The following is a 13,130-nucleotide window of genomic DNA, read 5'->3' as shown; positions in this document are numbered from 1 at the left end:
CCTTTGTCGCGGCGGCCGGTGAAGCGGTCAAGGTAGCGGCGGCCCAGACCATGCTCACGCCGGGCATCTTCGAGGCCTACGAGAGTGGTGTCGGTGGTCTGTCGGCCAGCGACAAGGCGCAGGAAGTGGCGCGTGGCCAACGTGGCGAAGGCCCCAACCAGTGTCAGGCTGGCTTGTTCACGGCCAGAGCCGCAGACTTCCTCGCCGAGGAGGCGCTGCAGGCCGAAGTCTTCGGCTCGACGTCGCTGGTGGTGAAGTGTGCCGACCTCGATGAGGTCAAGGGTGTCGCTGAGCACCTCGAAGGTCAGCTGACCGCGACCCTGCAGATGGATGACGACGATATCGAGGTGGCCCGTGAGCTGCTGCCGATCCTCGAGCGCCGTGCCGGACGAGTGATGGCCAACGGCTGGCCCACCGGCGTGGAAGTCTGCGACGCCATGGTCCACGGTGGCCCGTATCCGGCGACCTCGGATGCCCGTACCACCTCGGTGGGCACCGCCGCCATCCAGCGCTTCCTGCGCCCGGTGTGCTACCAGAACCTGCCCCAGGCGCTGCTGCCCGAGGCTCTGCGTGGCGGCAACCCACTGGACGTCAGCCGGCTGGTGGATGGCAAGCGGAGCTAAGCGACGCCCCCTCAGCTACTGACGTGCCCCTCTCCAGAACTGCACAGGCTATATAGCGATAGTGCAGCGATGAGAGGGGCATTGGTCAACCGGCCAGCTCTCTTTTCCTCCGACCGGCTGCACTTGGCCTGGTTTGCTCCCGGGCCGAGCCGGACAAGCGTTATGGTCTCTATCGGCCTTATCAATAGATGATAAGTGCCGGCACCAGAGACACCAGCAACAACACACACAACGCTACCAGATAGAAAGGCACCAACTCCCTGACCACCGCACCAATCTTCTCCTGGGCAATAGCCGATGAAACAAACAAGGTGGTACCAATAGGCGGCGTAAACAGCCCGATACTCAAGTTGACACACATCATGATGCCTAACTGTACCAGGTCCAGACCAATTGCATTGGCTATGGATACCAGAGTTGGGCCAAGCAACAGGATAGCGGCGGGAAGGTCAAGGAACATGCCGATCACCAGCAGCAAAAGATTAATGGCGAGAATGATCAACAGTGGATCCTTGAGGTGCTCTACTGCCCAGTTCGCAACCGTCTGAGGTACACCACCAGATATCAGGATATAACCAATGATATTGGCCGCCGTGATGATCAACATTACGACACCAGTAGTGATGACGGTATTGGTCAGGGCCGCCATGATTCGCGCCCCACTCAGGTCACGATAGACCAGGGCACTGATTACGAGGGCGTAGGCCACTGCAATGATACTGACCTCGGTCGGTGTGGCGATCCCAGCACGCAACAGAACCAGGATAAACACCGGCATCATCAATGCTGGCAGTGCATTGAGAATGGTTGATCTCACCTCGGCCCGGGTGTATTTCATGGTGAGTCGGGGAAAGCCTCGGCGCTTGCCGGTGATATAACAGGCAAACATCATACCAAACGCCAGTAGCAATGCCGGAATCACAGCGGCGATAAACAGGGAAGCGATGGAGGCGTTGGATACGACCGCGAACAGGATCAATGGTATGGAAGGTGGCATGAGTCCGGCGATGACGGAAGAGGACGATGTGACTGCGGCACCGAAAGCCCCCGGATACCCCTCCTTCTTCTGCCAGGGAATCAGCATGGAGCCCAACGCAGAAGCCTCGGCCACGGAGGACCCGGAAACCCCTCCAAAAACGGTTGAGCCGACAACCGACACCTGCCCCAGGCCGCCGTGATATTTTCCGACCAACATGGAGGCTAGTCCGACGAGTTTCTGGCCCAACTTTCCAGACATCATCAAACTTCCCGATAATATAAAGAAAGGAATGGCGAGCAGGGGAAAACTCTGGGTCGGTTGGAAGATCTTCATTACTGCCATGCTGGAAGGCATTGACCCAAATACCGAAAGTGCCGCCCAACCGCTGATGACCAGGGAATAGCCCACCGGCATGGCCAGCAACATGAAGATAATGAACCCCAGGAGCATATGAGCAGTCATAATGCCTCTCCCCCATGGAGCTTCCCGGACGCCGAGTATGTCTGACAATCAGCCAGCAACAGCCCAATGTTGATCAAGGCAACAATCGCAAGAGCAGTAAACCCAACAACAACCGACCAGTAGGCCCAGGACATGGCAACATGGGTGATGGGAAGCCGTTGGCTACCTGCGATCTCGATGACATCCAGGCCGTAGTAGGCCATGGTCCCAAAGGCGATTGCGGCCAGAGCATTGGTGGCCAGGCTGACCGAGTGCCTGACAGGTGCCGGGAGCTGATCCACGATCAGGTTGATACCTATGTGCTCGTTCCTGACCGCTGCCGCGACAATGGCACTCATTGTCAGCCAGGGAAAGAACAGGTTGGGTATTTCCGCTACCCATCCCATATCGGTGGACAATATATATCGTACTATCACACCGGTCATCAGTGACAGAAACATGAAAATAATGGACAGGATGGCAATCCACCGGAACAGTTGATAGATGGCCGTTCTGGAGTTCAGCATCAGTGAAGTGACCAAAGCCACTTCACCAACACTCCTCTCCTCGGAGAGCTTCACCACAGCATCCTCCCGCTCACTGAGCATTATCCTGGGCTTCCTCGACGACCATATCCACCAGTTCTGGATACTTTTCGTGCCAGGTATCGTATACCGAACTGGTCGCGTCGATGAAAGGCTGCTGATCTACCTGATTGAATTCGACGCCGGCCTCGACCATTTTACTTTTCAGTTCTTCATCGGCTTCGAGCGATGCCTGACGATTGAAATCACCGGCCTCTACCGCGGCCTCCTGGATGGCCTGCTGATACTCGGGGGACAGGGTGCTCCAGACTGCCTTGCTCATGAGAAGCGGTGTCGATTCGTATTTGTGGCCGGTCATCGAGATATAGCTCTGAACCTCATAGAGCTTGGACGAGTAGATGTTCATCAGCGGATTTTCCTGGCCATCTACAACACCCTGTTGGAGAGCAATATAGAGCTCAGAGAAGTTCATCGGGGTTGCATTGGCACCCAGGGCCTCGAAGATATCGACAGTCACCTCATCCGGAGGCGTACGAATCTTGAGCCCCACCAGGTCTTCTGGATTCTCTATCGGTCTTACACTGTTACTGACATGGCGGATGCCGTTATCCCACATAGCCAGGAGTACCAGACCATTCTCTTCAGCCAGGCGCTTGAGCTCGTCACCGACCCGTCCGTCCATGACACGCCATGCCGTCGGCAGAGAGTCAAACAGAAACGGAAGACCAAGAACGGAGAACTGGGGTACCACCGAAGACGTAGAGCCCTGAGCATTGGCACTTAGCGCGAGGGTTCCAAGACGCAGTTGAGAGATGGCTTCCATGTCATCGCCATATTGTGAGTTACCTCCAACGTCAATCTTGATCTCCCCATCAGTCGCTTCTTCCACCAGTTTCGCGAAAAGCTCGGAGGCCTCCCACTTGGGGTTGCCTTCCGCAGCACTGTGGGAAAGCTGCAGTGTCTGTGTAGCTAACGCCGAAGAAGTGACGACCGTTGAGCCTATAACGAGCAGGCTACCAATCAGTTTTTTCATGATGAGCTACTCCAAATTGTTAATTGTTATTTCGACCAACAACTTCGTGAAATCGACAGAATATACTGCTTCTTTTCTCCTCCTTTATTTATCATCAACAACAACCACGCAAACTCAGCAATTCTCCAGCATTGATATAATACTCAAACAGGCCAATCTTCCATCTTCTTTAATGTCACCTGGCCCATGCTGAAGCCCAGCAGTGAAGCTACGCTTCCCCAAGCCATCACTGCATGGTTTTCCGTAACAAATACCGGTTTTCCTCCCGGCCTATTGTCCTGGCATATCTATGCCAACAGCGATTTCAGTATCTGCCGCACAAGGCTGCGGTGATTCTGGCAAAGCCGCCGTGCCTCCTCGCGGTTTCCTGAAGTGATCGCCGAGATGATCAGGCGATGTTCACGCACTGAGTTCTCTCGATCGACATGAATCGGACTGATGAATGACAGGACCAGCTTCATGCGACTACGAACTGAGTGATAGCTGTTCGCAATCAACGCGTTATCGGCCATATCGAAGATGATCTGGTGAAAACGCGCATCCAGCTCCGCCCATTGGCGGACGTGTTCGCGAGCGAGGTTCTGCTCCATCTCGTCAACAAGGGAGGTGAGTCTGACCTCGAGTTCAAGTCCATCGATGTCGTTCGCGGCGACGCGTTCCGCCACCAGGTAGCCGGCCATTCCGTCCAGTGCTTCCACGAGTTCATAGCCATAGATGAGGTCCTGGATAGTGAAATCCCGCACGTAGGTGCCCGAGCGAGGGATAACTGCCACCAGCCCATCCGCTTCCAGTCTCTTGATGGCATTACGTACCGGCGCGACACTCATCTCGAGCTCATTGGCGATGCGAGGGATGTCGATCGGCGCCGAGGCACGCAACTCTCCGCTGACAATGCGTTCCCATAGCGTGTTATACGCCTTTTCAGAAAAATTATGTGTCATCCCCTCACCTCTTGAATATTCCGTAACTACTTTCACATGAGCTGACTATATATCTGAACAATATCGGCTTTTGAAAGAGGTGTGTAGTTGTTCACCAGCAGCCGTTGCTGCGTTTCAATGACCTTGTCAGCGTAGCGATCGGCATCACCCATATTCATACCGTATTCACTCAGCCGCCGTGTCGGAACGACCTTGGATAGAAGAACATCCAGTGCCTCGAAAGGTGTCTGTCCCGAACCACAGGGACCCAGGATTTCCTCGATCAGTTGCGCAATGTCTGCAATCTTTCCGGTGGGTGCCTTGCTGTAGTAGGTCTTGAAGACAGGCGGCAGGAATAGCCGTGTCGCTTCTCCATGTGGTACATGGTGCTCACTACCAAAATGCATTGCGATGGCATGGACTCCCCCAGCCAGTACATTCGCGAGAGCGATCCCAGCCATGTTGCTCGCAGCGAGGTAGGCTTTGGCATCCTCCTGGATAACGCCAGGCCCTAATCCGGCAATGCGTACATAGCCCTGCAGAATCGAGCGCGTGGCAGCAAGGCAGAACATGTCGGTGTAGACGCTCGCTCCCGGAGCAAGATAGATCTCCAGCGCATGGACTAGCGCATCGGCCGACGATCTTGCAAAGACCGGATAGGGGATATTCGAGAGAAATTCGTCGATCAACACCGCATGATCGGCAAAACCTGCGTTGAACCCCTTGCCAATCTTGCTGCCGACCTCGGGGAAGTCAAACACCGAGACGCAGGTCACCTCACAGCCTGTCCCGCAGGTCGTCGGGGACAGGAACAGTTCAACCTTTCGTCCGGGCTGCACATCTGGAGCAAACAACGATGCCACGGTATCGTCCGAATCGAGTGCCAGTACCTTGGCGCAGTCAAGGATTGAGCCGCCACCGATCGCGATCAGCCGATCAAAATCGCGCGAGCGCACTTCGGTCAACATGGCATCGACGGCTTTATCCGTAGGTTCGCCATCACAGTAGTCATCGTAGAACAGCGTCTGCGCCTGGGTCTGCGAGAAGAATGTCTCGTGCAGGAAGCGCTGCGTGAGTATCAGATCTCGCGAACCGACGGCATGTGCCTGCTCGAAGGCAGCGAATGTGTCATAGTCGTGAATTCGTGGGCGAATGGCGAATTCCATACGTCATACTCCCAGTGCGATGCGCAGGTCAGCGATCCTGTTGAGCATCGGGCCATAGATCTCTGCCTCATCCGGCACCTTGCGCTCAATCGGTTCCGCAATTCTTGTCGTGTTGTAGTAGTGCTTCTGGGTCACGTTCTCGGAAACCGAATTTCCGCCCCAGCTTCCGCAGCCAAGTGAGAATGTCTTGGCCAGTCCGTTCGACCAACTGCCGGAATTGGCTATTCCATGCGGCTGACGAACAATGACCCTTGACGTACGCGTTTCCAGCCCCAACTTGAGGATGCGAACACCATCATTGGAGTGAATTCCGCAGGAATGGCCAGACCCCGAGTAATCAGTGATCCTGTTCACCAACGCCACCGCCTCTTCGAAGCTTTCGTACTTGTAGCAGGTCAGTACAAGGCTCAGTTTCTCACCTGAGAAGGGAAAGCCTGGGCCAGTGTCGGTTTCCTTGACGACAATGAAACGGCTGTCCGCTGGCAGCTCGATCCCTGCCAGCGCAGCAATTTCTCCGGCAGGTCGTGCAACGACCTTGCGGGATACATGCCCACCCTCCCACATCACCGCCTGCAACTTCTGTTTGTCACCCATGGTGGCGATATAGGCCCCCTGTGCCTCCAGGGCCTGAAGGAACTCATCGTAGATCGACGCGTGAACAATGATCGCGTTCTCCGCGGAGCAACCTGAGGCATTGTCACCAGTCTTGCCGATGCTGATATTGGCCGCGGTTTCCTCGAGGTCGACAGTTTCGTCGATGATGACTGCAGCATTCCCCACGCCTACACCGTAGGCTGGTCGGCCCGAAGAATAGGCGGCTTTCACCATATCGCCAGAGCCTGTGGCCATCGTCAGATCGCACTGAGCCATCAGCTCTCCCGCCAGCGCTTTCGATGGCGTGTCGATACACTGAACCAGATCATCAGGTGCTTCGAGGGAGCGCAGGATTTCGCGAATGATACTGACAACAAACTGAGTGGTTACCTTGCTTGCTGGATGAGGAGCGCAGATCACCGCATTACGGGCACGGATACCGAGGACCGACTTGAAGATTGGGGTAGCCTCACAATTTGTACTCGGAACAAGGGCAGCGATGACCCCGAAAGGCTTTGCGATGATCGTAATACCGTTTTCCTCGTCGCGATCGATAACACCGACGGTCTTCTCCTTGCGGATGTCGTGGAAAATGGCAGGCATCTTCTGAGTGAGCTTCGCGCGTTTGCTCGCGACAAGCCCCATCCCAGTCTCCTCATATGCCATCTCAGCAATTCGGGTCGCAAGCTCCGGGCGCGATAGATGATAGACAATGGCTGCAGCAATCAGGTCAACCTGCTCCTGACTGTACCCGTCCAGGATCGCTTGCGCTCTACGCGCCTTCGCAACAAGCGCATCAATGCTGTCTAGTGTGTTGGTCATTTTATCGTCCTTCCGCCATGGAGGATTTCTATTATTTCTGTTGTTGTAGTAACTGACATTTCAGTTAGAATGTCAACAGCTCGACAACATCCTCATTAGAGGTACGTCAGAGAACCCGCAGAGAGCTGGAATCCATGGGGGACCACGATATCCGAGCCGCAGGATTGGTCGAGGCCACGACAAGCCGTGATGAGCCAGGACTTACAACAAAATGAATTACAAGGAAAAATCCAGGAACCCAATCGGTTGTTCGACGTTTCCCTTCGGTCAGTTATTCCTTCTCTCATCGAGGACAACGCCTGGGCTGCAGCCGATACGTGGAGCCCCCCACCAGATACCTGACGACCCCATGATGGATAGGGGCATCATCCAACCAGCAGTGAGAGACAAGTACCATGCAAGGCAACAACAAGAAGATATATATGCAGGAGGTCGTTACACGTGATGGCTTCCAGAATGAAGCAAGATTTGTGGACACTGACGAAAAAATCAAGCTTATCAATCAACTGAGCCAGTGTGGTTATGCCAGGATCGAAGTAACCTCATTCACATCGCCGAAAGCGATTCCAGCACTGCGCGATGCCGAACAGGTGATGAAAGGGATCAAACGCCACCCCGGTATCGATTACACGGTTCTGGTGCCGAATCTACGTGGCGCTGAACGCGCGCTGTCCTGTGATGTCGATGAGGCCAATCTCGTCATGTCAGCTAGTGAGAGCCATAACCTCTCCAACCTGAGGATGACATGTGAGCAGTCATTTCACGGTCTGAGCGAGGTAATCAAGGAGATACAGCCGACCCGTACCGCGATCAATGTTTCACTCTCAACCGCCTTTGGCTGTCCCATGGAAGGTGATATACCGCTCGAAACAGTACTCTCGTGGGTAGAGCGCTTCGCAGAACAAGGGGTGCGTGGCATTACCCTCTGTGACACCACCGGCATGGCTTACCCCACTCAGGTCGCCGAGGTGGTGGACAAGTTCAGAGAGCGATTTCACAACCTACAGCTCACGGTGCACCTGCATAACACCCGGGGCATGGCATTAAGTAATGCCCTGGCGGCAATTGAAGCTGGTGCCGACCGCTTCGACAGCGCCCTCGGTGGACTCGGTGGCTGCCCCTATGCTCCTGGCGCCACTGGCAACGTATGTACCGAGGATCTCGTGCATATGCTGGAACTTATGGGCTATCGCACAGGTATTGCTCTGGAACAGATTCTTGAGGCCGCTTCGCAACTGCCAGCCCTGGTGCATCATGATGTACCGAGCCAGGTTCTCAAGGCTGGGCACCGCCTCAACCTTCATGCCGTACCGGATCTTGTGAAGGAGCATGCTGGTAACTGAGGACGAGAGCTGCAGGAATCTCTGAATGGCGAGAGGGGCCGATAGCCGACCCTCAAGACAGAATGCCCCCTCTCGAGCCGCATGAGCTCCAGAGGGGGCATTTCGTTCTGACATGGCTTGGGTTCTGGACCTTTTACAACCCTGCGCTCGATTATCCACGCTCAGCCAACCCAGTTGAGTCAACTCTAGTTGATCAATTGACGCACGACTTCATTGATCACCTGGTCAGCAGCGCTGTTGATCGTCTGCCGATCGTCATAGCGGTTGCCCTGATAATAGCTATCCCGCTGCCAGTCACGATCCCGTTGATAGTAGCGCTCGCGATCACGTCGTGCTTCCTGATACTCGCGCTGGGCTTCGCGGTACTCCTCACGCGCTTCCCGATACTCTTCGCGGGCGTCCTCGTAATCATCATCGTCATGATGATGGTAACGATGGCGACGGTCGTCCCAGTCGTCATCCCAATCATCATCGGCCGAAGCGGCACCTGACACCAGGGCCAGGGATGAGGCCAACAGAACAGCCAGAACGGCATTCTTGCCAGCAACGGTGAACAGTTTATTCATGACAAGTCCTCCAACGGCTTGTTTATTGACTCGACAAGCTTTCATGTCGGGTCACTCGCGGCACAGGGACGTGCCGCCGTCGGCCCCCCGGCCGGCGCGAGCCCGCGTCACACCAGCAGATCCACGCATCTGTGCCGGTGTAGCGCGGGCGACAATCAAGATCGGTCAGGATGATCGACTTGATTGCCACGGTAATAGCGCACCCAGTCTACCTGCTTGCGGCGGTGAAACAGCCCATCTGCACAACTCTCCCTGACTTTTGCACCAGTGTCGCCAATTCACGACATCCTGACAGGGCTGACAACCACGGGCTCAAGGCCTGCCCAAGGCCCATAAACACCAACGCCGCGGGATGGCCGCGGCGTTGGTGGAACAGCTCAGGTCAGATTCAGTCGAGGGTTTCACCCGCCAGCATGAACCAGGTTTCGAGTACGGCGTCCGGGTTGAGCGACACCGAGTCGATGCCCTGCTCCATCAGCCACTTGGCCAGTTCCGGATGATCCGAAGGCCCCTGGCCGCAGATGCCGATGTACTTGCCCTTGGCATTGCAGGCCTGAATGGCCATGGACAGCAGTTTCTTGACCGCCGGGTCACGCTCGTCGAACAGGTGCGCGACGATGCCGGAGTCACGATCCAGCCCCAGCGTCAGCTGAGTCAGGTCGTTGGAACCGATCGAGAAACCATCGAAGTACTCGAGGAACTCATCGGCCAGCAGGGCGTTGGTCGGCAGTTCGCACATCATGATGACCTTGAGGCCATTGTCACCACGCTTGAGACCGTTGGCGGCGAGCAGGTCGACCACCTCGCTGGCTTCGCCCAGCGTGCGCACGAACGGAACCATCAGCTCTACGTTGTCCAGGCCCATCTCGTCGCGCACGCGCTTCATCGCCCGACACTCCAGCTCGAAGCAGGGACGGAAGCTTTCCGAGATGTAGCGCGAGGCGCCGCGGAAGCCGAGCATCGGGTTCTCTTCACCAGGCTCGTACATCTTGCCGCCGATCAGATTCTCGTACTCATTGGACTTGAAGTCCGACATGCGCACGATCACCCGCTGCGGGTAGAAGGCTGCCGCCAGCGTCGAAATGCCCTCGACCAGCTTGTCGACATAGAAACTGACCGGATCGGTGTAACCCGCAGTACGCACGTCGATGGTCTGCTGCAGTTCGGTGGGCAGAGTATCGTAATCCAGCAGAGCCTTGGGATGCACACCGATCATGCGATTGATGATGAACTCGAGGCGCGCAAGACCAACACCGGCATTCGGCAGTGAAGCAAAGCTGAAGGCACGGTCCGGGTTACCCACGTTCATCATGATCTTGAACGGTATTTCCGGCATGGCATCGACGCTGGTAACACTGCGATCGAATTCCAGCAAACCATCATAGACATGGCCAGTATCCCCTTCGGCACAGGACACCGTGACATCACGCCCATCTTCCAGTGCCGCCGTGGCATCGCCACAACCGACCACTGCCGGGATGCCCAGTTCGCGAGCAATGATTGCCGCGTGACAGGTACGCCCACCACGATTGGTAACGATGGCCGAGGCGCGCTTCATGATCGGCTCCCAATCCGGGTCGGTCATGTCGGTGACCAGCACATCGCCTGAGTTGATCTTGTCCATGTCGTCCGGCGACATGACCACCTTGACCTCGCCACGGCCAATCCGCTGACCAATAGCACGCCCGGTCACCAGGGTACGGCCCTTTTCCTTGAGCTGGAAACGCTCCAGTGAGCCACCCTCCTGCTGGGAGACAACCGTCTCGGGACGCGCCTGGACGATGTACAACTCGTTGTCGTCACCATCCAGCGCCCATTCGATGTCCATCGGGCGGCCATAGTGCTGCTCGATGATCACCGCCTGACGCGCCAGCGACATGATCTGCTCGTCATTGATGCTGAAGCGCATGCGGTCGGCCAGCGGAACATCAACGGTAGCAACCGAACGCCCGGCACTGGCGTCATCGGTATAGACCATCTTGATCAGTTTGGAACCCAGGTTACGACGCAGCACCGCCGGACGACCGGCGGCCAGCGTCGACTTGTGGACGTAGAATTCATCCGGGTTGACGGCGCCCTGCACGACGGTTTCGCCAAGTCCCCAGGAGGACGTCACGAACACCGCATCACGGAAGCCGGACTCAGTATCCAGGGTAAACATGACACCGCTGGCTCCCGTCTCGGAGCGCACCATCTTTTGCACACCGGCGGACAGAGCGACATTCTCGTGGGCGTAGCCGCGATGTACGCGATAGGAAATCGCCCGGTCATTGAACAGCGAAGCGAAAACTTCATGTACCGCGCGCTTGATGTTCTCGTAGCCCTCGATATTGAGGAAGGTTTCCTGCTGACCAGCAAAGGAAGCATCCGGCAGATCCTCGGCAGTGGCGGAGCTACGCACGGCCACCTTGAGGTTGGGATGCTGACTGAGCATGTGGTCGTAGGCTTCGGCCAGAGCTGCTTCAAAGGCCGGTGGCAGCGGAGTGTCGGTGACCCACTGGCGAATCGTCGAGCCGGCTTTCGCCAGTGCCGCGACATCGTCCACATCCAGGCGTGCCAATTCCGCGTTGATGCGATCATTCAGTCCCTGGTGGGAGAGGAATTCGCGGTAGGCTTCCGCGGTGGTGGCGAATCCGCCGGGCACCGTGACACCAGCCCCAGCCAGGTTGGAAATCATTTCGCCCAACGAGGCATTCTTGCCTCCGACACGCTCAACATCATTCATGCCAAGCTGATCGAACCACACAATGTACTTTTCCACGTAATCCCCCTGGAGGCCGACGTCTCAGTGATGTTGCGTCGTCAAGAATGGATGCTGGCGACTTTATCAGCGCCCCACCATATTCGCCATTAGTCTAACAGCGAAGTCACTGGAGGATTTTTACAACAGCTGCCGATTTCCTGCATATTGTGTAGTCGAGCAACTCACTCACTGCACCAATGGGCAGCTTCGAGCCCGCCCGGTGGCTCGCCTGGCAGTCCATCAAGGCTTCCCCATGTCCGGTTACAGGCGCCGCTCGCCATACGCCTCCCGACAACCCGCATGTGATGGTCCTGACCCTGTAATGACCTCTGTCTTGTGATGATCCCTGTCTTGTGGCGGTCCTCGCCTTGTGAAGAACTCTGGCGGCGGAGACAATGCGAACATTGATCACTAGGGGCCAGACATGACTCGTACCGCCTTTTTCATCTCCGACGGCACCGGTATTACCGCAGAAAGCCTCGGCCGCAGCCTGCTTGCACAGTTCGAGAATGTGGATATTCGCAAACTGACCAAGCCCTATATCGACACCATCGAGAAAGCGCGATCCCTGGTCAGCATCATCGAGGCCACGGCGATTCGTGACGGCGCTCAGCCGATCATCATCGATACCATCGTCGACGAGAATATCCGTGACGTCATTCGTTCGGCACCGGGGTTCAAGGTCGATATCTTCTCGACATTCCTCGAACCACTCGAGCGAGAGCTGGAAACCCACTCTTCCTACAGCGTCGGCCGTACTCACGCGATCGCCAGCGACGATGCCTACATGGATCGCATCCATTCGGTGCACTTTGCTCTCGACAATGACGACGGCGCGCGCACCCATCAGTACGACAAGGCGGACGTCATCCTCGTGGGAGTCTCACGCTGTGGCAAGACACCGACCTCGCTGTATCTGGCCCTGCAGTTCGGCGTACGTGCCGCCAACTACCCCCTGACCGAGGATGACCAGGACGAAAGCGGCACGCTCAAGCTGCCGGCGGTACTGGCCCGCCATCGCCACAAGCTGTTCGGGTTGACCATCGATCCACGCCGCCTCTCCGCCATCCGCCACGAGCGTCGGCCCAACAGCCGCTACAGCTCCATCGACCAGTGCATGCAGGAAGTCGCCCAGGCCGAGACGATGTACCGTAAACTGCATATTCCCTTCATCGACACCACGCGCTTTTCCATCGAGGAAATCTCGACCCGCATGATTGCCGAAACCGGCATCAATCGCCGCTTCTCACCCCGCTGACAGCCGTCGTCGACCGAGGCATGGGTGCCCCTCGCCTGTGCCTTTTCGAGCATCAGCACTCGAGGCCCCCCTACCTCGGATGTTCAACTTGCAATGA

10 protein-coding genes and 1 pseudogene are annotated in these 13,130 nt (G+C 56.5%); 3 read left to right on the top strand and 8 right to left on the bottom strand.

Annotated features, from left to right (window positions below):
• Positions 1–623, top strand: a pseudogene (locus BUE38_RS21490) (aldehyde dehydrogenase (NADP(+))); the annotation flags it as partial.
• A 181-nt stretch (positions 624–804) separates the two neighbouring features.
• On the opposite strand, the gene BUE38_RS21485 reads toward BUE38_RS21490, so the two are convergent.
• The 6 genes from BUE38_RS21485 to BUE38_RS21460 form a co-directional block, all read right to left on the bottom strand.
• The gene (locus BUE38_RS21485; RefSeq protein WP_073437291.1) at positions 805–2,064 is read right to left on the bottom strand and encodes a TRAP transporter large permease; all 1,260 of its coding nucleotides are present in this window, start codon (positions 2,062–2,064) and stop codon (positions 805–807) included.
• A complete protein-coding gene (locus tag BUE38_RS21480) occupies positions 2,061–2,651 on the bottom strand; it encodes a TRAP transporter small permease (protein WP_084542091.1) in 591 nt (196 codons plus the stop codon). Before BUE38_RS21480 ends, BUE38_RS21485 begins: the two co-directional genes overlap by 4 nt.
• Positions 2,641–3,621, bottom strand: coding sequence for a TRAP transporter substrate-binding protein (locus BUE38_RS21475; RefSeq protein ID WP_084542090.1), 981 nt, complete (start codon positions 3,619–3,621; stop codon positions 2,641–2,643). Before BUE38_RS21475 ends, BUE38_RS21480 begins: the two co-directional genes overlap by 11 nt.
• A 287-nt stretch (positions 3,622–3,908) precedes the next feature.
• On the bottom strand, positions 3,909–4,562 hold the full coding sequence (locus BUE38_RS21470; RefSeq protein WP_073437289.1) for a GntR family transcriptional regulator: 654 nt from the start codon (positions 4,560–4,562) through the stop codon (positions 3,909–3,911).
• Positions 4,563–4,594: 32 nt separating this feature from the next.
• Complete coding sequence (locus BUE38_RS21465; RefSeq protein WP_073437288.1) at positions 4,595–5,707, bottom strand: iron-containing alcohol dehydrogenase; 1,113 nt, start codon at positions 5,705–5,707, stop codon at positions 4,595–4,597.
• A gap of 3 nt (positions 5,708–5,710) precedes the next feature.
• Positions 5,711–7,123: an aldehyde dehydrogenase family protein gene (locus BUE38_RS21460; protein ID WP_073437287.1), complete on the bottom strand. Its 1,413-nt coding sequence runs from the start codon at positions 7,121–7,123 to the stop codon at positions 5,711–5,713.
• Between the two features lie 395 nt (positions 7,124–7,518).
• On the opposite strand from BUE38_RS21460, the gene BUE38_RS21455 reads away from it, so the two are divergent.
• Positions 7,519–8,466: a hydroxymethylglutaryl-CoA lyase gene (locus tag BUE38_RS21455; protein WP_073437286.1), complete on the top strand. Its 948-nt coding sequence runs from the start codon at positions 7,519–7,521 to the stop codon at positions 8,464–8,466.
• A gap of 185 nt (positions 8,467–8,651) precedes the next feature.
• Here the strand turns inward: BUE38_RS21455 and BUE38_RS21450 are convergent, their stop codons facing one another.
• Both BUE38_RS21450 and ppsA read right to left on the bottom strand, forming a co-directional pair.
• Positions 8,652–9,032 carry a hypothetical protein gene (locus BUE38_RS21450; protein ID WP_073437285.1) on the bottom strand — a complete coding sequence of 127 codons (381 nt, stop codon included), beginning with the start codon at positions 9,030–9,032 and terminating at the stop codon, positions 8,652–8,654.
• Positions 9,033–9,420: 388 nt separating this feature from the next.
• A complete protein-coding gene (ppsA, locus tag BUE38_RS21445; RefSeq protein ID WP_073437284.1) occupies positions 9,421–11,793 on the bottom strand; it encodes a phosphoenolpyruvate synthase in 2,373 nt (790 codons plus the stop codon).
• Between the two features lie 406 nt (positions 11,794–12,199).
• Here ppsA and ppsR point away from each other — a divergent pair, with 406 nt between their 5' ends.
• Positions 12,200–13,033, top strand: a complete 834-nt coding sequence (gene ppsR / locus BUE38_RS21440; protein ID WP_073437283.1) for a posphoenolpyruvate synthetase regulatory kinase/phosphorylase PpsR — start codon at positions 12,200–12,202, stop codon at positions 13,031–13,033.
• The last annotated feature ends 97 nt before the right edge of the window (positions 13,034–13,130 follow it).

It is taken from the genome of Halomonas cupida (assembly GCF_900142755.1).
Lineage (GTDB): Bacteria > Pseudomonadota > Gammaproteobacteria > Pseudomonadales > Halomonadaceae > Halomonas > Halomonas cupida.
The sequence above is the reverse complement of the archived record's forward strand: the minus strand, read 5'-3'. Positions and strand labels throughout refer to the sequence as shown.

Excerpts from the sequence above, each read along its gene's own strand:
- BUE38_RS21480 (WP_084542091.1), bottom strand. The coding sequence starts at position 2,651 with ATGCTCAGTGAGCGGGAGGATGCTGTGGTGAAGCTCTCCGAGGAGAGG.
- BUE38_RS21455 (WP_073437286.1), top strand. The coding sequence starts at position 7,519 with ATGCAAGGCAACAACAAGAAGATATATATGCAGGAGGTCGTTACACGT.
- BUE38_RS21450 (WP_073437285.1), bottom strand. The coding sequence starts at position 9,032 with ATGAATAAACTGTTCACCGTTGCTGGCAAGAATGCCGTTCTGGCTGTT.
- ppsR (WP_073437283.1), top strand. The coding sequence starts at position 12,200 with ATGACTCGTACCGCCTTTTTCATCTCCGACGGCACCGGTATTACCGCA.
- BUE38_RS21485 (WP_073437291.1), bottom strand. The coding sequence starts at position 2,064 with ATGACTGCTCATATGCTCCTGGGGTTCATTATCTTCATGTTGCTGGCC.
- BUE38_RS21475 (WP_084542090.1), bottom strand. The coding sequence starts at position 3,621 with ATGAAAAAACTGATTGGTAGCCTGCTCGTTATAGGCTCAACGGTCGTC.
- BUE38_RS21465 (WP_073437288.1), bottom strand. The coding sequence starts at position 5,707 with ATGGAATTCGCCATTCGCCCACGAATTCACGACTATGACACATTCGCT.
- BUE38_RS21470 (WP_073437289.1), bottom strand. The coding sequence starts at position 4,562 with ATGACACATAATTTTTCTGAAAAGGCGTATAACACGCTATGGGAACGC.
- BUE38_RS21460 (WP_073437287.1), bottom strand. The coding sequence starts at position 7,123 with ATGACCAACACACTAGACAGCATTGATGCGCTTGTTGCGAAGGCGCGT.